Below are 20,934 nucleotides of genomic sequence, written 5' to 3' on the forward strand. Positions count from 1 at the left end.
AAGCGGGCGTGTTTGTCTCTTTGAAAAAGTACGGTCAGCTGCGCGGCTGCATCGGCACGATTGCCCCGACCACCGCGAGCATTGCCGAGGAAATTCTGCAAAACGGGACCTCGGCGGCGGCGCATGATCCCCGTTTCGAGCCGGTCGAACCCGACGAACTGCCCGATCTGGTTTACAGCGTTGACGTGCTGGGCGCACCGGAGAGAATCGAGTCGCCCGATGAACTCGACGTGAAAAAATACGGGGTCATCGTGCAAAACGGCGGCAGGCGCGGACTGCTGCTGCCCGACCTCGAAGGTGTGGACACGGTGTACGATCAGATTGACATCGCCAAGAAAAAAGCCGGTATCCGACCTGCCGAAAAGGTGGAATTGTCCCGCTTTGAGGTGGTGAGGCATAAATGATCTGCGGTCTCTGTCCGCACCATTGCGACATCCCCGAGGGCAGGACAGGATTTTGCCGCGCTAGGGAGAACCGGGACGGGAAGATCGTCTGCGGCAACTACGGGCGTCTGACCTCGTTATCGCTCGACCCGATTGAAAAAAAGCCGCTCTACCGTTTTTACCCCGGCAGCATGATTCTGTCGGCGGGCAGTTACGGTTGCAATCTGGCCTGTCCGTTCTGCCAAAACTGCGAAATCTCGATGGCCGACCGAAACGCCGACACGGTGTATTTTTCACCCGAAATGCTGGTCGAACGGGCGAAACGAGCCGTACCGGAGGGCAATATTGGGCTGGCATTTACTTATAATGAGCCGTTGATCTGGTACGAATACGTCCGCGACTGCGCAAAGCTGCTGCGCGAAAACGGATTAAAAACCGTGCTCGTGACCAACGGCATGATCTGCCTAGAGCCGCTGCTCGAACTGCTGCCGCTGATTGATGCGATGAATATTGACCTCAAAGGGTTTTCACAGAAATTTTATGACCTCGTAAAAGGCGATTTTGAAACCGTGAAGCAGACGATTGCGCTTTCGGCGCAACAATGCCACGTCGAGGTCACGACACTGGTCATCCCGGGCCTGAACGACGATCCGAAAGAGATCGAGGACGAGGCGAAATGGCTGGCTTCGGTCAATCCGGAAATCCCCTTACACTTAAGCCGCTTTTTCCCGCGTTATAAAATGAACGATCACCGTTCCACGCCGATCGAGACGATTTACGATCTTCGAAATATCGCCGCAAAATATTTAAAGTATGTCTTTTTCGGAAACTGTTGAGGTAATCCCATTTTTTATATAAGCGTAACTGTTAAATTGTTCCACATAGAACAATATAAGTCGTTTTTAGGGGTGATTACATACGGTCGCCCTACGGTTTAGTGACGTCACGTCCTATAATATAAAAAGTAGGGAACGGTCTTGACCGTTCCGATAAACGATATCCTTGCAGATGTTACTCATAGATAAATAATCCTCTTTTCCCTTTGCGGTCTTATACCACTCGGGATAGTCAAAATCGTTTTCTGCAAAAAACCAAAATATTTTTATAGAAACCTTTGATCGCTGTGCTACAATAGAAAGTCAAGGGAGGTGCCGTTATGAATTTGGGACTCGGCATCGATACCGGCGGAACCTACACGGACGCCGTGATTTACGATTTTGACAGCAAAAAGGTTTTGGCGAAAGTCAAGACCCCGACCACGCGCGAGGATTTAACGACCTGCATCGGCGCAGCGCTCGATAAGCTGCCGCAGGAATTTTTAAAGAAACTCAAACTGGTTTCATTATCCACGACACTGGCTACCAACGCCTGCATCGAGGACAAGGGCTGCCGTGCGAAACTGATTTTGATGGGCAGCACCAAGGCGGTTATGAAGTGGATCGAGGCCGATAAATATTATGGGCTGCGCGACGAGGACGTGCTGTGCGTCGATACGCACGGCAGCTTCGACGGCAAAGTGATCGACGAGCCGAACTGGGACGAACTGCTCGAACTGGAAGGGCAGTGGCTCTCCGATGCCGACGCGCTCAGCGTAGTCGAGAGCAACGCCATCCGCAACGGCGCGGTCTGTGAAAAAAATGCCAAAGAGATTTTGGGTGAAAAATATGATGTTCCGATCGTGCTTGCCAGTGATCTGACGAGCGGTCTGAATGTGATGGAACGCGGCGCGACGGCGCTGCTGAACGCGCGGCTGCTTCCGGTTGCGGAAGAATTTATGGACGCGGTCGGCAAAGCGCTTAAAAAACGCGGAATGGATCTACCCAAGATGATCGTGCGCAGCGACGGCGGCCTGATGAATGAGCATTTGTCCCGTTCGCACCCGGTTGAGACAATTTTGAGCGGCCCTGCGGCGAGCGTCTTCGGCGGAAAATGGCTGACCGAGCGGGACAACTGCCTGATCGTGGATATGGGCGGCACGACGACCGACATCTCGGTGGTGCGCAACGGTATGCCCGAGACCTCCGGGACAATTCGCATCGGCAACTGGCATACGCAGGTCAAGGGCGTGTTTATCGACACCTTCGGCCTCGGCGGCGACAGCGAGATTACCGCAAAAGACGGGGAATTGGTCTTGAACGCGCGGCGTGTGATGCCGTTGTGTGCGGCGGCGAAAAGATGGCCGTCGATTACCGGCGAGTTATGGCGTTTGAAAGAACAAAAACGCGGCAGCGCACAGCCGCTGCACGAATTTTTATATCTGGTCAAAGAGCCGCAGGGCAGGAATTATACCGACGCCGAGTGGGAGTTGATGGAGCTGCTGCGCGCCGGTCCCGTGATGATCGGCGGCGGCAAGCTTGATCCCTACAAACTCGGCAGCGAGCGGCTCGAGGCCGAGGGCATTGTGATGCGCTGCGGATTCACGCCGACCGACGCCATGCACATCAAAGGTGATTTTTCCAATTTCGACAAACAGGCATCCATCATGGGTGCGCGCTATTTCATCGACTGCTGCTCGCTCAAACGCGACAATGAGGAAAACGTCGAGAAATTCGCCGACGAGGTCTATGAACTGGTGGCGAAAAAGCTCTATCAAAACCTCGCCCGCGTGCTGCTGACCAACCGCTATCCGTTTTTGCGTAAATCCGGCTTAGGCGATCAGCTGACCAAGTTGATCGAGGAAAACTGGAATAACCGGAATATTCAGAAAGCCGACCCGATTTTCGATTTAGTGTTCCGTTCGGGCGCTTCGCTGGTCGGCATCGGCGCACCGACACACCTCTTTTTGCCGGAAGCCGCCAAAGCGCTCGGGATGGAATGCGTGATCCCCGAAAACGCCGAGGTCGCCAACGCCATCGGCGCGGTGATCGCGGACATTTCCGCCAAAGTGACCGTCGAGATCGCTCCGAACCGCACGACGGCGGGCGTGGCGAGTTACACCGTCCATACCCCGAAAGGCAATACAACGCACGGAAAACTGGAAGACGCGATTGCAGCCGCCAAAAAGGCCGCCGAAAAACTGGCGGTCGAGGAAGCGCGAAAGCGCGGCTGCGTGGGTGAATTGAAAGTCACGGTGGAATCGTCGACCGGCACGGCTTTTGCCAAGAGCGGCACCGAAATCGATTTGGGTTCGCTGGTCACCGCCGTCGCTTCGGGCGGGGTTGAGGCATAAGAACTAAAAATTGCAAATAGCAAAATAGAATATATTAAAATGAAAGTGATAAATGTATTATGATGAGTGGGGGTAGGGGCGAACTGCGTTCGCCCGCGTTCATTTGCCGGATACACCGATAAAATCAAACGGGCGAACGCAGTTCGCCCCTACACTACGTTTTTTTATTGACCGCACAAATCCGCAATGGTATAATGTTTCCGTTCTCGCAGTTTTTACAACGATATAATCGGAGGAATTGATATGCAGAATCAAAATTTCGGCGCAAATCTCTCTTTGATGAACCATGCAAAGACCCGTTCGCTCTCGGCGGAAAACCCCACGGGAGAACCCGGAAAAGGCGGAATGGCCGAGACCGGCATCGGCGCGGGTCCCGCCCGTGAACTCGGCATAGGCCGCAAGATCTCCCCGGCGATTCAGGCGCAGCCCGGTGAGACCGTGACCATCGCCGATGTCAAAGGTGAGGGCATGATTCAGAGCATCTGGTTTGCCGGCTCTTCGGAGCGGTCGCTCATTTTCCGCGTCTATTGGGACGGCTGCGAAAAACCCTCGGTCGAGGCGCCGCTGCCCTCATTTTTCGCGTTCGGTTATAACAATAACATCGACTCGGCGACCGGGCGTTTTCCGTTTTTGAATTCGGCTTTGATCATGGTCGCGCCGAACCGCGGCTTTAACTGCTATTTCGAGATGCCGTTTCGCAAGGGCTTCCGCATGACGCTCGAAAACACCGGCGTCAAAAAGACCACAAGCTATTACCAGATCAACTACTGCCTGACCGAAATCCCCGAAAACTGCGGCTATTTCTGCGCACAGTACCGGCAAGCCAAACCGCTGGCGGCGGGCGCGGATTATCTCGTCGCTGATGGCATCAACGGAAAAGGTCAGTTCATCGGCACATCGATGGCGGTCGGTTTGAACGGCGAGGGCAACTGGTGGGGCGAGGGTGAGATCAAGTTCTTTATGGACGGCGACACCGAGTTCCCGACCATCTGCGGCACCGGCACCGAGGATTATTTCTGCGGGGCATACAACTGGGACCTCAACGGCGCCTACCAGACCTATTCGGGGCTGTACGCGGGCATGTTTCAGGTGATCAAGCCCGACGGGTTATATAACTGCCAGCAGCGGTTTTCGCTGTATCGTTGGCACGTTGTCGATCCCATTCGTTTCGAAAAGAAGATGCGCGTGACTTTGCAGGACCTCGGTTGGCGCAGCGACGGGCGGTATCTCGAGCGCCGCGATGACTTTATGTCGGTGGCTTATTATTATCTCGACCACCCCGACCAGAATCTGCCCAAGTATCCGACACCCAACGAAATCGAGGTTGTATAATAAAAATGTTTGACGGCAAGAAAAAAGCGGTGACTTTCAGTTACGACGACGGCGTGACGCAGGACATCCGCTTGATTGAACTTTTCAATAAATACGGGCTGAAAGCGACTTTTAACCTAAATTCCGGTCTGCTCGGAAAAGAAGGCAGAGTCAAAAACAGCATGGGTGAGGCCATACACAATAAAGTGCAGGCGGCCGACGTGGCGAGCATCTATCGGGGCCACGAGGTCGCTGTTCACACGGTTTCGCACCCGAATCTGACCGGCCTTGAAAAACCTGACATCATTCGTCAGGTCGAGGACGACCGCCGCGCGCTCGAAGATGCGGTCGGGTATGAGATCGTCGGGATGGCCTATCCCTGCGGCGGCGTCAATAACAACGATTTCGTCGCCTCGGTGATCGCCGAGAACACGCCGCTCAAATATGCCCGCACGATCACCTGCAACGATTCCTTTGAACGGCAAAATAATCTTTACCGCTTTCAGCCGACGGTCTATCACATGGATTTCGATAAAATGTTTGAGTCGGCCCGTGATTTTGTCGAGGGCGAGTGGCCGGACGACCGGATTTTCTACGTCTGGGGTCACAGCTACGAGTTCGACTACAACGACACCTGGGGAAAGTTTAAGGAACTGTGTGAATACATCTCCGGCAGGGCGGATATTTTCTACGGAACCAACTGCGAAGTCCTGCTGAACGCTTGATTATTCATGCAAAAAACCGTATAATATGACCTATATTACTCTTTAAGGGGTGAATGCGGGTGGCGAAGACAATACCGGTCAGCATCGTGATTCCGACTTTGAACCGCCCGCAGGCTCTTTTGCGTACACTTGAGACGATCGCCGCCGGCGACGCCGTTCCCGATCAGCTGCTTATCGTCGATCAGTCGAATGATGAGACCTTCGGCAAAAATGCCGATATGCTGACGCAGACGGACGCGGCGGCTTCTTCTTTTTTACACCTGAAGCTCAGCCCGCCGTCAACCACCGCAGCCAGAAACCTCGGCATGCAAAAAGCCATAAATAACATCCTGCTATTTTGCGATGACGACGTGGATTTTCACTCCGATACGCTTTCCCGCCTATACGAGAACATGAAAATTACAGATACCGCGTTGGTTGCGGCGGTGGATGAGGGCTTGAAAAAACACCAAAGCGTGTTGGGGTATCTGACAGGTATGAGATCATTTAAAAACCGCAAAATCGGGCATGTCACACGCTCGGTGCTCGGACGGTATCCCGATGACGTAAGCGGAAAAGTTGAAACCAACTGGGCGATGGGGTTTTTCTTTGCGGTGAAAAAATCTCTCCCCGAAAAGTATGGGATCGTCTGGGATGAAAAACTGACCGGGTATGCCTACGCCGAGGATTTGGATTTCACACTCGGTTACTGCAATGCGGCCAAAGCAGAGGGAAAGAGCTGTTATATCGACGGCGATATCAAAATCTTGCATCGCGCTTCGGGCGAGTACCGGATTCAAACCGAATCACATATCCGCCGTTATGTCATAAACCGCATGTACATTGCGGCAAAGCATAAAATTCCCGGTGCGAAATCGGCGATGGCGTGGTGCGATTTTTGGATGAGAATACGATATCTTATAAAACGCAGACCGGAATACAGGTTTTTGAAAAAAGCGCAAAGATATGCGAAAGCGCATCAGGCGGAGATCGAAAGCGGAACACTCAACTATGAAATATAAGGAGAACACTATGAAAAATCAGATCGTGATTGTCTTGGACTTCGGGGGTCAATATAACCAGCTGATTGCGCGCAGAGTGCGTGAATGCGGCGTTTACAGCGAGGTGAAATCGTATAAAACGAGCATGGACGAGCTTCGGGCGCTCGATCCCGTGGGGATCATCTTCACCGGCGGCCCGAACAGCGTCTATTTGGAGACCTCTCCGCAGGTGAATCCGGAGATTTTCAAGCTGGGCATTCCGATTCTGGGCATCTGCTACGGCGCACAGATTCTCGCAAAGGAGTTTGCGGGTCAGGTTTCCGCCGCTAAAGTCAGCGAATACGGCAAAACCGAGACCGCGTTCGACACCGATTCGGTGTTGTTTCAAGGACTGCCCAAAACGGGCGTCACCTGGATGAGCCATAACGATTATATCTCCAAACTGCCGGAGGGCTTCAAAGGCGTTGCGAGCAGCAAGACCTGCCCGTTCGCGGCGATGGAAAATAAAGAAGCCCAAGTTTACGCGGTGCAGTTCCACCCCGAGGTCAATCACACCGAAAACGGGCTGAAGATGCTGCACAATTTCCTGTACGGCGTCTGCGGCTGCGAGGGCGGCTGGTCGATGAAGGACTACTGCGAAAAGTCGATCGCGGGACTGCGTGAAAAAATCGGCGGCGGCAAGGTGCTGCTGGCGCTTTCGGGCGGCGTGGATTCCTCGGTGTGCGCGGCGCTTTTATCCCGTGCGGTCGGCAAGCAGCTGACCTGCGTCTACGTCGATCACGGTTTTATGCGCAAAAACGAGACCGAGGAGATTCAGGAGGCCTTCAAGGATTTCGATATCAATATGATCACGGTCGACGCGTCGGAGCGGTTTATCGGCAAGCTCGCGGGCGTCACCGACCCCGAGACCAAACGCAAGGCCATCGGTGAGGAGTTCATCCGCGTGTTCGAGGCGGAGGCCAAGAAGATCGGCACCGTGGACTTTTTGGCGCAGGGGACGATTTATCCCGACGTCATCGAGTCGGGCCTCGGCGACGCCGCGGTCATCAAAAGCCACCACAACGTCGGCGGCCTGCCGGATTTCGTGGACTTCAAAGAGATCGTCGAGCCGCTGCGCATGCTGTTTAAAGACGAAGTGCGTCAGCTCGGTAGAGAACTCGGACTGCCCGCCGCGCTCGTGAACCGTCAGCCGTTCCCCGGCCCGGGGCTTGCCATCCGCATCATCGGCGACATCACGCGCGAAAAGCTGGCGATTTTAAAGGACGCCGACAAGATTTTCCGCGACGAGATCGCGCTTGCGGGTCTCGACGGCTCGATCAATCAGTATTTCGCGGTGCTGACGGGCATCCGTTCGGTGGGCGTCATGGGCGACGGCAGGACGTATGATTATACGCTGGTGCTGCGCGCGGTCACGACCAGCGACTTTATGACCGCGGATTTCGCCAAAATCCCCTACGACGTGCTGCAGTCGGCGGCATCGAAGATCGTCAATCAGGTCAAGCACATCAACCGCATCTGCTACGACATCACCACCAAACCCCCCGCGACCATCGAGTGGGAGTGATAACTCTGGTAATACATTACAATTTACTATTTCCCTTAAAAGCAATTTGAGAAATTAGGTGAAGCAGAAATGAGTGTGGATCAAACAAGGAGAAATTTGAATCAATTTGATAGGGAACTTGCAGATTTAGAGAAGAAATTAGCCGACGAGGCAAAGAAAGAAGCAGATAAAACTAAAAAGATTAATGACACGCAGCGAAGCATTACTAAAAACACATCTGCTTCAACGTTACAAACAAAGTTGCGACAAATACAAGGGTATCAAAAGGATTTAGTGGGTATTTTAAGTAATAAAGCAGATATTAATAAAAAAATCGCTGATAAACGTAAGAAACGAAGTGATGAAGCCCAAAGACTTCAAAAGGAAGAATTGGCAGAAGCTAAGAAATCCGAAGCAGTACAGAACAAAATTTATGCCAATTACGAAAAGCGTATTACAGATTTAACTTCTCAATTAACTCATGATGTGGTTTTACAAGGTTCTTCCACGCATTTATATTGTGAGACGGATGAGGAGTATGATGTTTTTATATCACATGCTTCGGAGGATAAGGAAAGCTTTGCAGATGAGCTTTGTCATGAACTACAAGAGGCTGGCATCAAGGTTTGGTATGACGCTCTTAGCATATCATGGGGAGATAGCTTGAGAAAGAAAATTGATAACGGCTTAAAAAAATCAAAGTATGGTATTGTAGTATTGTCAAATTACTATATACAAAAAGGATGGACGCAGTATGAACTTGATGGGCTCTTCCAACGTGAAATGACCGGAGGAAAGACCATTCTGCCAATATGGCACAACATTTCAAAAAAAGAAGTTCAAGATTTTAGCCCAACTCTTGCCGGAAGATTGGCATTGAATACATCTATGATGACTCCGAAGGAAATATCAATTGAGTTGAGAAAAATCCTAGAAATCTAAAATATTAAAGGGGGTCAAGCGTATGGTATCAGAAAAGTCACGTTGTCTTTTTTGTGATAGTATTTGTGAAGTAGAGCAAGATGATTATTTAAAGATACAGGTTTACACATGTGAAAAATGCGGAAAATATGGGCTCTCAATTGGTATGGATAAATACCTCCATGTAGCAGAATGGAGTAAAAACATTGATGCATTTAAAGCAATGGCTGTAATGTACTACTTTTTCAAGCATAAAGATTTTGCTAGCCGTATGCCATGCTTCATTATCGATAAAATCGATCGTCCCAATCTAAATGAGATATATTATATCTACTACGATGAATTAAAAATGATGTATCCAAAGAATTTTTCCGAAAGAATTGACCGAATACTTGTAAATCTTACCATACTGTTTAATTACGGTAATACTTATAATATAACGCACTTATTTTTATTTTTACGACTGCTTTTATTTATCGATTCAATGAAAGTTGAAGAACTAAAGGATGAAGTAAAATATATTTTTTCAATGCTTGATGAATTAGGATATGTTACATGTGTAAGTGAGAATGAATATCAATTAAGCGCAAAAGGGAGAGCGCGTATTCAAGAGCTAAAAGAAAGAAAAGTCAACGTTCCCCAAGGTTTTATTGCAATGTGGTTTAATGAAAGCATGGAATTGGCAAAATCATATATTTGTAAAGCGATTAGTGATTGTGGATATAAACCATTGCCTATAGATATAAAAGAACATAATAATCAAATTGTACCTGAAATCTTTTTTGAAATAAAGCAGAGCACATTTCTTGTCGCGGATTTAACAGGACATAGAAATGGAGTCTATTATGAAGCAGGTTACGCGCAAGCATTAGGCATAGAAGTTATACTATTGTGTAAAGAGGACGATTTTGGAAACCGACATTTTGATGTGGCCCAAAAAAACATTATTATCTGGAAAGATGAAAGTGATTTGTATAATAGATTAACAAAACGTATTATAGCAACTGTAGGAAAAATAAAATAAGAGGAACAGCCGACGTTTGAATAGTTTATAGTGTAGGGTAATAATCGAAAGCCATGTTTTAATAAAGCGCGGGAAGGCGTCAGGGAAAAAAGTTTGTAATTTAAAATTACATACACCCCAAAAACGAAAGGAAAGAAAAGCGAATGAAGATACTCGGCTACATACTCATTGTTGGGGGATTGGGGGTCATGGCGTTTAACGGCAGCCCTCGGCGTTGGGAAAAAGGAACGGTTCTGAAACACATCCTGATCGATTTGGGCGGCTTGGCTGTGGCATTGGCCGGGTTTTGGCTGGCAGGGAAATGGATATAAGCTAAAAGTTTCAAAACGGCTGTTTTTTCAAGACGCGTTTGATATTGAATATAAAATCAAACACCCAAGACCGAAAGGAAAGAAAAAAGCTATCAAGTTAAAACAGATTTTTAGCATGTATTCAGGTGATTCAACAAAGGAGGTATAAAAACCATGTCTTGCTATTATGTGATCGGGGTTCGGATGGAAAACCGGACGGGCAATGCGGTGAAGTTTCAGGAGGCGCTGACCAAAAACGGCTGCAGCATCAAGGCGCGTTTAGGGCTGCACGAAATCAGCGAGACCGCCTGCGCCAACGACGGGCTGATCATTCTTCAACCCTGCGGCAAAAAAGAAGAAATCGAAAAGCTTGTCGCCGACCTGAACAAACTTGACGGCGTTACCGCGAAACTGATTGACTTGAATTAACAGCTTTAAAAAGGGCCGATTGACAACGTCAATCGGCTCTTTTGCATATCCGGTGACCTTTTCTGCGTTTATTTTGTACAGGGATGCTCATCCCTTAAAATCGAATAGAAAAGGCGGTCGACATAGCCGGTTTCGGTGTAAAAATAGTCGCGCAGGGTGCCTTCATAGACAAAACCGCATTTTTCGATCACGCGCTTGGAAGCGATGTTTCCGGCTTTGTGGCTGACTTGAATCTTATGCAGGTTCAACCGTTCGAAGCCGTATTCGATAACCGCATTGACGGCTTCGGTCATATATCCGCGATTTTGAAATTGCGTGCCGATACAGTATTCAACCTCGACGAAACGGTTTTTATCATCGACGAGGAAAAAAGCGATTTGGCCGATACATTCGCCGGTCTGCTTTAAAATAACGGCCCAACGGTAATAACTTTCTTTTTCATATCCGCCGATATATTTACCGAGCAGCTCTTTGACCGCTGCTTTGGTTTTGTAGGCCGGTTCGCAATAGAGCGACTGCACCTTTTCGTCTGAAATCCAGTATTTCAACATGTCGTCTGCATCTTGGTATGTAAAACGCCGCAGGGTCAGGCGTTCGGTTTCGATGGTCCGGGTTCCCGTATGTGTCGGCATAATTCTGATTCCTTTACTTTTATTGGTCTGCGGGTAAAAATTTCAGCTCGTCGAAAATGCACCGGTCGACATAGCCGAGTTTATGGTAAATGCCGCAGGAGATCGGGTTATGGGCGTCGGCAAACAGGCAGCAGAATTTTTTTCCGCGGTCGAGCTGCATCTGCGACAGTTCCGCCACAACCGACGAGGCGTAGCCCTTGCCTCTGTAATGCGGCGGGGTATAGACATAATTGATAACGGCGCCGTTTTCGGTACTGCGTCCGGAGGATGCCTGTGCGACCGGAACGGTGTCCACCCAAAAGTAGTGATTATGCTTTCCGAGGCGCTTTTTAATGCCGGCCACATGAGCCGGAATATCGTAATATTCGACGCCGCATTCTTGGCCGAACGCACGCTCCCAATAGGGGACAAAAAACAGGTCGTCCTCTGTCAATTCGCGGCAGAATCCGGGCGCTTTTTGAATCGGGTTGACCTTATCGAGACGCATGACGTACATCGAATGATTGGAAAGATAAGCACCTTTTCCGGCATAGGTCTCGGCGAACCGATAGGCAAGCCCCTGTTCGGCCAGAACACCCGGGAGCGCAAAGCCGATTTCTTTTAAAGCGTCGGAAAAGCATTTTACCGCCGCGTCATTCGGCTTGTTATCGGTTTCGTACATGATGATGTTGAACGGCGGGGTACAGGCCGCAGTCAGCACCACGCTGCCGCTGCCGTCTTTGACAGTCGCCATCAGCCAGTTCGCGGTGTCATACCCGCGTTCGTTTTTGATAAAACCGATGGGCAGGTTGTTCTGCACCTCGTGCCGCAGCAAAATCTCGAGCGCGTCCGCGCCGAAGGCCTGTGTGCTGTCATACCGTTGAAACTTCATGTGGGTGACCTCCTTGATATAAATAAAAAAGAGCAAAGCCGTGGTTTTTGGCTTTGCTCCGATCGCTGCGCGTTGGTTTTAGATTATGGGTTCGGAGAACAAAGCCCGGCGTCTTTGAGACATACGGACATGCGTTTTACGGAAATAAGACGGTGAATTCGCACAGACACGGCTTTGACCTCCCCTGAAAGATTTTTCAAAGTATAACACCGCATTCTGCGGTTGTCAACCGTTTTTACAGTTTCATTTCGCTGCGCCAGTTACCCATACATTCGGAAGTCGTTAAATATCTGTCATACAGTTTCAGCGTTTTCAACCGGACATGATCCGTTCCGGGAAGAATCACATCGCTTCCCTTGATTGATCGCAGATTGGGATTATATCTGCCCCAACCAAACTGCCGGAGTCCGGCGCCGTCGCAGAGTTTTCCGTCTACGATGAAAATGATGAGTTTCGGGCCGCCGTCAATGATGACGGAAACGTGGTGGTCGCGGTTTTCGGCGAGCATGCCCAAATCGCTCTGCCACAGGGACTGCGAACGCCCGTCGGACAGGCAGATTTCAATCGTCTTATTTTCAAGAAGCCGAACCGTAAATCCTTCGCCGGTATCGGGATTGACGTTGTCGAGCAATAGCTGGTTTTTGTATTCAGATGTGTTGAAAACAAATTCCGCCGTGAATCCGCCTCGGAGGTCTTTGGTTCTCCGGTCGAGTATTTTCGGGTCTGCGCCCAAAAGCGGCGAGAGATCGGGCATTTTGATCGGTTCTTTTAAGCCGCTCGGGTTCCTTGTTTCCGAAACCAACCCGTCTGTTACCGCAGTTTTGTTGGAGCTTTGGTTGAAAAGACCGTTCAAGAAGTCACTATCCAGCTCGTGAATCCGCCCGCGGTCTTTCTGGGTCTCGCTGATATAATATTTGCCCTGATCTTCGATCAGATCGGGATAGCTGATCCGGATATAGGGGTCGTCGTCATAAAGGACGATCTCGGGCTGGCTCCATGCGATTCTTTGCCCGTTCGGCGTAGATATTTCTTCTCCGCAGCAAAGCCACACGGGGTTTCGGTCGGAAAACCATTTGCCGAAATTGTTGTGATTCCAATAGAGGTATTTTCCGTTTTCGCATTTCCAGACAAAGTTCGCGGCTCTGGGGTGCCGGATGGGCCGTCCGTCCGCGTAATGCACATAGGCGGGTTTTTCCCATGTCTTACCGCCGTCGCGGCTGTAGGAACACACGGGCATACCGTCGACTGTCCGATAGGAGCTGTAAATGCTCTTATCGCTCAGCACCACATAACTCTGCTCTTCCGCGACCAACCCGCCGCCCGGAGGCGTCCGGAGTCCCACTTCGCCCTCGGGAAGCGTGACCCATTTGGCATCGGCGGGGTCTTTGATTTGCAAAAGGTCTTCGCTCATCAGCAGCGAACCCTCGCTGCGGTTCAGGTAATAACCGTTTTCGTCATACCCGACGCGGTGAAGCGAAACATAGATTCTGCCGTCCAGTTCAAACGGCCGTCCCACATTCCAAAAGAACATGATTTCGCCCTGATACAGATTTTCGTAATCGATTTCAAACTTTCGGACGGGGATTTCGATTCGGTTATCGGACCATGTCTTGCCGTGGTCGTCGCTGTATTTAAAGACGAAATGGCCGAGCATATCGACTCTTTTGCCTAAAAAACCGGGGCATTGCGGGTTTTTGTCGGTATAGGAACGGATGTTGTCCGTGTTATAGTTGTAAAAACAAAACACTCTGCCGCTCGGGGCTTTCGCCAAAACACCGTAGGACGCTTCGCGTTCGCCGATGGGCTCAACGTCGACAAGTTCAGACCAGGTGCGACCTTGGTCGAAACTGCGGGCCGATATGATATGCTGACCGGGATTGCCTTCTTCACCGGGTCCCGTTGTGAGCTGGCAAAGCCACGCCCCGTCGTCGGTTTTGATCAGATACGGCTGATCGCTGTAGTATTCCGTGGGGATTTCTCTTCCGTTTCTGATGTTGCGCCAATCCATGAAAAGTGCCTCCCTAATTGCAACAAGTATATTCGTCTTCGGTAATGCTCATTAGAATATCGGAATAGTGCTGCCCGTCGATAAAAGCGCTGTCGCGCAAAACGCCCTCTTTTTTAAAACCGCATTTTTCATAACAGCGGATTCCCCGAAAGTTATATTCCAAAACTTTTAAATCGATTCTGTGAAAGTGCAGCGTCTCGAAGCCGTATTCCAACATCAGCTTTGTCACGATAGTGCCGATGCCTTTCGAGTGGAGATTCGGGTCGAAAATGCCGATTGAATAGGTTGCTGTTTTGTCCGCAGGGGAGATATGGCTGAATTTGGCGGCGCCGACGCATTTGCCGCCGATGTCGATGATCCACGAATACTCTTTACCGATTTGGCAGCGGTACCAGTCCTCCCAAAAAGAACGTTCGGGAAAATCCGGAGCGGACATGGAGTCCGCGCCGCACATATGCGCAAATTCGTGATGTCTGCCGATAACAAACCGGTCGTCAATATCGCTCTCCCGGATTTTCCGGAGTATGACAGCACCGCTTGTCAAGGTTGGAATATCGGGCATTTTATTCTTTCCTTTGTAAAAAATGAAATCTGCGTTATTAAGGCTATAATGGCTTTTCCATTCGGATCAGCACGTCATAATCGCCGCCGAACGCCTTCGCCATTTTCGGAGTTGGAACGGAATTGATTCGCGTAAATCCCAGATGTTCATATAGATGCAGTGCGGGATTTTTTTCAAAGACCAGCAATTTAATCACGTCGCCGGGTTTGTTTTGGATTTTGGAACGGATCGCTTTGATGGCGGCGTTCATAATCAACGTGCCGATGCCTTTTCCCCGCAGGTCGGTCCTCGTGGAGACAAGGTAGATTTCCCCTGCGATCCGATCGGTGTTTTCCTCTTTGTTCAGATTGTCCAGTTCTAAAAAGTTAAAGGCGATCTTCATGGCCTTTTTGAAGCCGATGGCCTTGATTACGCTGCGCAGGCAATCAATCGATTGTCTTGTGTTCGGCTTTTTATAATTATTGAGCAGCAGAATGGCCAGTACGTCACCGTTCGTCTCGTCGATGACACAAAAAGTCTCGTCCATCGGCAGGAAATCGTATTTGACCCAGATGTCGATGATTTTGAGGATGCTTTCCGTGTCGTCGGGCAGGGTTTGGGTAAATTTACCCTGCAGGCCCTCCATAATCACACCCTTGAATTGAGACTTTTGAATTTCCGACAGGGATTCCAAGTCTTCCGCGATTCTGAAATTTGTTGCATCACTCATGAATATCACTCCTGTATCTTAAAAATAAATTGAAAAGCAAACAGAATACAGAGATCAAATTTATGATATGCACATGAGCGCTTTGGCGCAGTCGGGGATATCCTGCTCGGGGTTCGGGACGTGACCTTCGACCGAGACAAGCCCGTTATAGCCGATTCGGTCGAAGATTTTTTTAAATTCACCGTAATCAAAACCGTCGTTCGGTTTGGGTGCCATACGGGTTTCGGGGTGGCAGATATGAACGTGCTGAAGCATATCAGCGTTTTGATAAAGCCCGTCCCAACCCTCGTTGTTTTGAACGATATGATAAAAATCCGCCGTGACGCCGACGTTGTCCATACCGATTTTGCGCGTGAATTCGGCAGTTTCGGCATAAGTATTGAGTAGGTTGGTCTCACGGTAATTGAGCGGTTCAACGGCGATGACAATACCGTATTCAGCGGCGATTTTCCCCGCGAGTATCACGGTGTTTTTAAATTGGGATAGTGCGCGGGATTTATCAAATCCGTCCGGCACCTGACGGCTGTATCCGCTGCCGAGGACGGCGGTTTTGCAGCCCATTTTGGCGGCTCTTTGTAGCGCGGTGCGAGTGAAATTTTCGATCAACGATAAATTTACCTGCTCACCGACCAGCTTGTGGACATTCCTGTCGAAAAAACCGTTAAAAGCCGGTGACGGTACGGAAACGGAGGCGGCGTATTCGGCAAATGCCTTTTCGTTCATAAGCCCGATCGGTGCGAGAGCCAGTTCAATATAGTCGAATCCCGCTTTTTGAAGGATCGAAGAATATTTGGTCGATGTACATATTCCGAGTTTCACAATGCCCTCCTCTTTTTGCCGGCCAAATAGATGAATGTCAACAGCAGCGCCCAGTAGACAAAGATAATTCCAAGGGAAATAAACAGCATGCCGGGTTTCGGGGCGAGACCGATGATGATCAGCAGCGGAGCACCGAGCAGAATACCGTAACTGCTGCCGGTAACGAGGTTATTGGCGGCAGGGGTTTCGAGGTTCGGGTCGATCTCGCGCAGCAGCAAAACGCCGGAGCTGATGGTGCCGGTCATCATGCCGTACATTGAGACAAGGCCTTCGTAATAATAATTGGGGTAGATTTTGCGGCAGAGAATCCGCAGATAAAACAGGGTCAGAATGCCGCCCAGCACCGCCATAATCGCAAACGGCACCCAGAGACCGGTCAGATCTTCGAAGTTGATCGAAGTGATACCGGCGACGATCATGATGTCAAATGCAAAGCCCGAAAGGCGGGAGAGCAAATAGCTGTTTTGATACTGACGGGTCATGATTTTGCCTTTTCTGAACAACCAGAGCACTTTTCGTGTCAGCAGCGCCAGCAGGGAGCCGATGATGAAGTTGAATCCCCAAAGCAGCGGCGAAATGGTGTCTGAGACACCGGGCAGATAATTGCCGAGCAGAGTGGTGACGCCAAGCGTGACCAGATAAGTCATCAGGTAGACCAACAGCACCAATGCGGCCTGAATCGAGAACTTATCCACCGATTCAGCGATCGGGATTTCGTTTTTATCCTGAAAAGTCTCGACGGTGACCGAACCGGAGAGTTCTTCGGGGGTCTTGCGCACGATCTTTTTCTTTTTAATGAGGATATTCAGATAGATGACGCCGATGATACAGGCACACAGATAACCCGCAGCCGCCAGCGCAAGTCCGAACGAGCGTCCGCCTGAAAATCCGAATGTGGTCTCGTAGGTCGTACCGACGTTATTGGCTTGACCCGGCCCTTGGCCGTAACCCATCGGCAGTAAAATGCCGCTGGCTTTGAACAGGTCGGGCATGACGGTATAAGCCAGTGCGATAGATACGATTAATCCGATCATGGCCTGGAAAAGATACGAACTTACGATCAGCGCACCGCTTTTGGAAGCGACCATTTTTTCATTTTTATTATCGATTTTGGGGACCCGCAGTGAAAGTGCGATGAATCCAATCGCAATACCGTGATAGGTGATCGTTTCAAGCAGATTCTGGTCGAAATTCAAAACGCCGACGCTCTTGAAAAGCAATAGCAAAAAGCCGGCTAAAACGGCAGTCGGAACCAAACCTTTCCGGAAAAAAGCGATTTTTCGCCTGAGGACGTTGGCAAGCAGAATACCTCCGGCAATGATGCCGGCTTGCACGAGGACGGACCATACGGTGAGAGATGAAAAGTCCATATCAGTTCTCCTGTTTGTAAAGTTTATATAGATAAAGCGGAAGACGGGCGTTGAACCGTTTTTCTGCTTTGATCTCATAATAGACGCCGTCTGCGGTCAGAACAAGCGTGTTGCGGCCATGCATTTCGATTGAGGTGATGGCGGAAAGGGGCGCATTGAATTTAACCTGATCTCCCTTACAGATACTCAGACCGAGGCGGTTGAAATGAAACTGCCCTCTTGCAGCGGCAAAACGGCTGTGCTTTCCGCCGACCCGATACAGCTTGACAAAGCCGTATTTCATCTCAAGCTGTTCCGGCAGAGCGGGAAAACGGGATTCCAGTTCCCGCATTTGAAAGTCATACCACGCGGTAAAGGTTTCGGGTACCTCCGGCGAACCCGAAAAATAGCCGTATTCGTCATATTCGGCGTGCATGCCGCACTCACAGAAAATCTCGTCGTTCTTGGAAGTGAGACGCCCCATCTTGCCGCAGGCGGGGCAGAGGAAGAGCGCTGTCTCAAGCCCTTCGGCTAATCTCCTTCCTTTATAAGCAACCCTTTCCGACTCCTGATCGGCATAAGCGTCGACAAAGATGTCGGTATAGATGGCCGAAGAGGCCTCGTTATCGGTCATCTGTTTCAGCTGCTCGGAGGAATAGACATTCACGACTTTACCGGTCATTTTGCCTCTGCGCTTGGTAAAGGCCCAGCGCGGTGTGGTCAGGAAGCCGCCGGAAAGTTTGAAGGTGACCAGCGGTACACCGAGTGCGCGGACAAGTTTACCTGAATTCTCATACAGCGGACCGGTGCGGCCGTCAAGCGATTTATTGCCCTCGGGGAAAATGCATACGTTGCAGCCCTGTTTGAGACGGCGGCGCATTTCAAGTACGGTAGAGGCGTCTACCGAGCCTTTTTTTCGGGCGATCGGACTGAAAACATATTCGAGCAGTGCCCCCAAAACGGGATTTTCAAAGATGTGTTCACTGGCCACAAAATACATCTGAGGCATGGTGATGCCCAATAAAGCGGGGTCCAGGTCGGCATTGTGATTTGCGACAACGATATAGGGGGCCGGCGGAAACTCCGGCGTCTCATATGTAATATTGTAACTTCTGACAAAAAGTTTTGCCGCAATGCGTTTTAAAAACCGGAAAAGCTTCCGGTGTCTCTTGATTGAGGATTCGGTTAATTTCATTTTCGTGCTCCAATAATGTTTAATGTCGGGTCGTAAATAGCAAAACGTCCTTTTCCTACGCGCTTAGCTTGATACAGAGCGGTATCTGCTTTTTTGAATAGTTCAAGGAAATTAATGCCGTCGCGTTTATAAATTGAAATGCCGACACTGCAGGTTAGGGTATAACCGTTGAGGCTTCCCCCTAAAATAGAAACAAGTTCACAGATGTCTTCGGCTTTGGCGGTAATTCCTTGTATACGGGAAAAGTCCTTGACGAAAATAGCAAATTCGTCGCCGCCGATTCTCCCGATGATATCGGAAGCTCTGAAAAGCGGTTTGATTCTGGTGCCGAACAGCTGTAGGATTCGATCCCCCTCGGTATGTCCGAAGGTATCATTGATGAATTTAAAATCGTCAAGATCGATGATCATTAAAAAATGTTCGCCGCTCATACCGTCGTTTTGCAGATAATGATCTACCTTTTCTTTGAATGATAGGTTGTTGCACAATCCCGTTAAAGAATCGCTCTCAGCCATGATCTGGAGTTTCATCAGACGTGTTTTTTCGGCGTCAATGTTTTGAACGCGTCCGATGATTTTAGCGGGACGCCCGTTGGAATTGGTGATGGTGCGATATTCCAACCGATGCCAGACCAGCTTGCCCGCGATCCCGCAGACACGGTATTCGATATTTCCGCGCGGTGGTTCTCCTTTAAGCATTCTCTGTCCGAATTGGGCAACATCCTGTGCATCGTCGATAAAAACCAAGGGTTGGATAACAGCAAAATCGCTGACATTCTTTATAAACGGAGGATGTCCGAATATCTGTTGATAATTTTTATTGAAACGCAGCGCATTGCTGAGGAGGTCTCCTTCAAAAACCACGCCTTCGGAAAACTCTTCGAGGACCCGATAACGTTGTTCGCTTTGACGCAGAGAATCGGCCTCCTGCTGCAGCTTGCGGGAGTGTTTGGTCTCTTGTGTGAATAAAACCGAGAATAACAAGATCGTGAATATTATCGCACTGGCAGCAAGTCCGTAGATGTTTTTATTAAAGGTATTTGCTTCTGCTTCTACCAGTTCACCGGAGATCATATTGAACAGGATCCAATCTTCGATGCCGAGAGGTCCGAAAACCGCGTATTGACTGATGCCGTCTGATTCATAAACCACCGTTCCGGAAACGCCGTTTTTTAAATCAGAAGTAAATTCCACGAAATCAGAACCGTTCAGAATGCGTGCGGAGGACAGTGTATCCGCAAAATTCGTACTTTCGATATGATTTGCGTGACCGATGACAATACGCCCATTGCTGTCGGTGACAAATATTTCACTTTTGCCGTCGTAAGCGGAGGCAGAGAGTAAATCGAAGAAAGCGGAATCGGAGAATTTTGCGAACAACACCGCTGCAATGGTCTCATCTTTATATACGGGAACAGCCAAGAGGATATACCCCGGTTCATCTTCCGCGGCATAGATTTTCTCGATCGTGTTTATACCGCTTAAGGCTTTATGAAAACAAGCGAGGTTTGAGACTTCAAATCGTTCTTCCGATTCGGAAAAAGCGGAGCCGTCCGGCAGCGCAAGAAAAAGCGAATTAAAATTCCCCGTTTCTGTTATGGCTGCCATATCCCGACGGATACTGTCCGAATCAAAATTTTTCTTGGCCGACAGAGAAAGGGCATAGCTCTCCAAAACCGAATATTGTCCCGAAATCCGAGTATTCACTGCAGCGCCGGCGGCATCTGAGGAATCGGACAGGGTACGAAAAGAGCATTGCTGAGTGAATTTATTGCTGACGGAGGTGAAAATCATCACAGCGGTCAGCATGGCAAGAAAAAAGATTCCGAAAACGAAGATAAAAGTCGTGATATGACGGTTTTTTCCGGTTTTCACGACATCCACCCCATTTCGAGAATTATAAACCATCTGCAAAATCGTGACCTAATTATAAATCATTATAATATATATATTTTTAAAAATCAATGAAATTTTCTTGATATTCGGCGAGAATTGTCGTATTCAAAAAATGATTT

Annotated in this window: 20 protein-coding genes; 11 read left to right on the top strand and 9 right to left on the bottom strand. The window is 49.5% G+C overall.

Going from position 1 to position 20,934, the window contains the following annotated elements; genetic code table 11:
- From amrA to PK629_11185, 11 genes are all read left to right on the top strand, one after another.
- On the top strand, positions 1 to 404 hold a 404-nt coding region (gene amrA, locus PK629_11135; GenBank protein HOP12034.1), incomplete at its 5' end, for an AmmeMemoRadiSam system protein A.
- Entirely contained in the window at positions 401 to 1,219 is an 819-nt protein-coding gene (gene amrS / locus PK629_11140; GenBank protein ID HOP12035.1) for an AmmeMemoRadiSam system radical SAM enzyme, read from the top strand. The genes amrA and amrS, both read left to right, overlap by 4 nt.
- Before the next feature lie 320 nt (positions 1,220 to 1,539).
- A complete protein-coding gene (locus tag PK629_11145) occupies positions 1,540 to 3,552 on the top strand; it encodes a hydantoinase/oxoprolinase family protein (protein ID HOP12036.1) in 2,013 nt (670 codons plus the stop codon).
- A 243-nt stretch (positions 3,553 to 3,795) separates the two neighbouring features.
- Positions 3,796 to 4,884, top strand: a complete 1,089-nt coding sequence (locus PK629_11150) for a DUF2961 domain-containing protein (protein ID HOP12037.1) — start codon at positions 3,796 to 3,798, stop codon at positions 4,882 to 4,884.
- Positions 4,885 to 4,889: 5 nt separating this feature from the next.
- Positions 4,890 to 5,588 (top strand): polysaccharide deacetylase family protein, encoded by a 699-nt coding sequence (locus PK629_11155; protein HOP12038.1) that lies wholly within the window; start codon positions 4,890 to 4,892, stop codon positions 5,586 to 5,588.
- Between the two features lie 59 nt (positions 5,589 to 5,647).
- Entirely contained in the window at positions 5,648 to 6,589 is a 942-nt protein-coding gene (locus tag PK629_11160; protein HOP12039.1) for a glycosyltransferase, read from the top strand.
- A gap of 10 nt (positions 6,590 to 6,599) precedes the next feature.
- Positions 6,600 to 8,132 (top strand): glutamine-hydrolyzing GMP synthase, encoded by a 1,533-nt coding sequence (gene guaA / locus PK629_11165; GenBank protein ID HOP12040.1) that lies wholly within the window; start codon positions 6,600 to 6,602, stop codon positions 8,130 to 8,132.
- Between the two features lie 69 nt (positions 8,133 to 8,201).
- Complete coding sequence (locus PK629_11170) at positions 8,202 to 9,053, top strand: TIR domain-containing protein (protein HOP12041.1); 852 nt, start codon at positions 8,202 to 8,204, stop codon at positions 9,051 to 9,053.
- Between the two features lie 22 nt (positions 9,054 to 9,075).
- Complete coding sequence (locus PK629_11175) at positions 9,076 to 10,056, top strand: hypothetical protein (protein ID HOP12042.1); 981 nt, start codon at positions 9,076 to 9,078, stop codon at positions 10,054 to 10,056.
- 143 nt (positions 10,057 to 10,199) lie between these two features.
- A complete protein-coding gene (locus PK629_11180) occupies positions 10,200 to 10,367 on the top strand; it encodes a hypothetical protein (protein HOP12043.1) in 168 nt (55 codons plus the stop codon).
- Between the two features lie 153 nt (positions 10,368 to 10,520).
- On the top strand, positions 10,521 to 10,775 hold the full coding sequence (locus PK629_11185; GenBank protein HOP12044.1) for a hypothetical protein: 255 nt from the start codon (positions 10,521 to 10,523) through the stop codon (positions 10,773 to 10,775).
- Positions 10,776 to 10,843: 68 nt separating this feature from the next.
- Here the strand turns inward: PK629_11185 and PK629_11190 are convergent, their stop codons facing one another.
- The 9 genes from PK629_11190 to PK629_11230 all read right to left on the bottom strand — a co-directional run bounded on the left by PK629_11190 (position 10,844) and on the right by PK629_11230 (position 20,794).
- On the bottom strand, positions 10,844 to 11,407 hold the full coding sequence (locus PK629_11190) for a GNAT family N-acetyltransferase (GenBank protein ID HOP12045.1): 564 nt from the start codon (positions 11,405 to 11,407) through the stop codon (positions 10,844 to 10,846).
- A gap of 19 nt (positions 11,408 to 11,426) precedes the next feature.
- Positions 11,427 to 12,278 carry a GNAT family N-acetyltransferase gene (locus PK629_11195; protein HOP12046.1) on the bottom strand — a complete coding sequence of 284 codons (852 nt, stop codon included), beginning with the start codon at positions 12,276 to 12,278 and terminating at the stop codon, positions 11,427 to 11,429.
- 235 nt (positions 12,279 to 12,513) lie between these two features.
- Entirely contained in the window at positions 12,514 to 14,286 is a 1,773-nt protein-coding gene (locus PK629_11200) for a sialidase family protein (GenBank protein HOP12047.1), read from the bottom strand.
- A 13-nt stretch (positions 14,287 to 14,299) separates the two neighbouring features.
- Positions 14,300 to 14,848, bottom strand: coding sequence for a GNAT family protein (locus PK629_11205; protein HOP12048.1), 549 nt, complete (start codon positions 14,846 to 14,848; stop codon positions 14,300 to 14,302).
- Positions 14,849 to 14,891: 43 nt separating this feature from the next.
- On the bottom strand, positions 14,892 to 15,557 hold the full coding sequence (locus PK629_11210; protein HOP12049.1) for a GNAT family N-acetyltransferase: 666 nt from the start codon (positions 15,555 to 15,557) through the stop codon (positions 14,892 to 14,894).
- Between the two features lie 60 nt (positions 15,558 to 15,617).
- Entirely contained in the window at positions 15,618 to 16,376 is a 759-nt protein-coding gene (locus PK629_11215; protein ID HOP12050.1) for a sugar phosphate isomerase/epimerase family protein, read from the bottom strand.
- Complete coding sequence (locus PK629_11220) at positions 16,373 to 17,746, bottom strand: hypothetical protein (protein HOP12051.1); 1,374 nt, start codon at positions 17,744 to 17,746, stop codon at positions 16,373 to 16,375. The genes PK629_11215 and PK629_11220 overlap by 4 nt, the downstream gene beginning before the upstream one ends.
- Before the next feature lies 1 nt (position 17,747).
- On the bottom strand, positions 17,748 to 18,920 hold the full coding sequence (locus tag PK629_11225; protein HOP12052.1) for a 1-acyl-sn-glycerol-3-phosphate acyltransferase: 1,173 nt from the start codon (positions 18,918 to 18,920) through the stop codon (positions 17,748 to 17,750).
- Positions 18,917 to 20,794, bottom strand: a complete 1,878-nt coding sequence (locus PK629_11230; GenBank protein HOP12053.1) for a diguanylate cyclase — start codon at positions 20,792 to 20,794, stop codon at positions 18,917 to 18,919. The genes PK629_11225 and PK629_11230 overlap by 4 nt, the downstream gene beginning before the upstream one ends.
- Between the last annotated feature and the right edge of the window lie 140 nt (positions 20,795 to 20,934).

The sequence above is a fragment of the Oscillospiraceae bacterium genome, assembly GCA_035380125.1.
In the GTDB taxonomy this organism is placed as follows: Bacteria; Bacillota; Clostridia; order Oscillospirales; family JAKOTC01; genus DAOPZJ01.

What these genes read in the sequence shown, in the direction of transcription:
- amrS (HOP12035.1), top strand. Translation starts at nt 401, where the DNA reads ATGATCTGCGGTCTCTGTCCGCACCATTGCGACATCCCCGAGGGCAGG.
- PK629_11145 (HOP12036.1), top strand. Translation starts at nt 1,540, where the DNA reads ATGAATTTGGGACTCGGCATCGATACCGGCGGAACCTACACGGACGCC.
- PK629_11150 (HOP12037.1), top strand. Translation starts at nt 3,796, where the DNA reads ATGCAGAATCAAAATTTCGGCGCAAATCTCTCTTTGATGAACCATGCA.
- PK629_11155 (HOP12038.1), top strand. Translation starts at nt 4,890, where the DNA reads ATGTTTGACGGCAAGAAAAAAGCGGTGACTTTCAGTTACGACGACGGC.
- guaA (HOP12040.1), top strand. Translation starts at nt 6,600, where the DNA reads ATGAAAAATCAGATCGTGATTGTCTTGGACTTCGGGGGTCAATATAAC.
- PK629_11170 (HOP12041.1), top strand. Translation starts at nt 8,202, where the DNA reads ATGAGTGTGGATCAAACAAGGAGAAATTTGAATCAATTTGATAGGGAA.
- PK629_11175 (HOP12042.1), top strand. Translation starts at nt 9,076, where the DNA reads ATGGTATCAGAAAAGTCACGTTGTCTTTTTTGTGATAGTATTTGTGAA.
- PK629_11180 (HOP12043.1), top strand. Translation starts at nt 10,200, where the DNA reads ATGAAGATACTCGGCTACATACTCATTGTTGGGGGATTGGGGGTCATG.
- PK629_11185 (HOP12044.1), top strand. Translation starts at nt 10,521, where the DNA reads ATGTCTTGCTATTATGTGATCGGGGTTCGGATGGAAAACCGGACGGGC.
- PK629_11190 (HOP12045.1), bottom strand. Translation starts at nt 11,407, where the DNA reads ATGCCGACACATACGGGAACCCGGACCATCGAAACCGAACGCCTGACC.
- PK629_11195 (HOP12046.1), bottom strand. Translation starts at nt 12,278, where the DNA reads ATGAAGTTTCAACGGTATGACAGCACACAGGCCTTCGGCGCGGACGCG.
- PK629_11200 (HOP12047.1), bottom strand. Translation starts at nt 14,286, where the DNA reads ATGGATTGGCGCAACATCAGAAACGGAAGAGAAATCCCCACGGAATAC.
- PK629_11205 (HOP12048.1), bottom strand. Translation starts at nt 14,848, where the DNA reads ATGCCCGATATTCCAACCTTGACAAGCGGTGCTGTCATACTCCGGAAA.
- PK629_11210 (HOP12049.1), bottom strand. Translation starts at nt 15,557, where the DNA reads ATGAGTGATGCAACAAATTTCAGAATCGCGGAAGACTTGGAATCCCTG.
- PK629_11220 (HOP12051.1), bottom strand. Translation starts at nt 17,746, where the DNA reads ATGGACTTTTCATCTCTCACCGTATGGTCCGTCCTCGTGCAAGCCGGC.
- PK629_11225 (HOP12052.1), bottom strand. Translation starts at nt 18,920, where the DNA reads ATGAAATTAACCGAATCCTCAATCAAGAGACACCGGAAGCTTTTCCGG.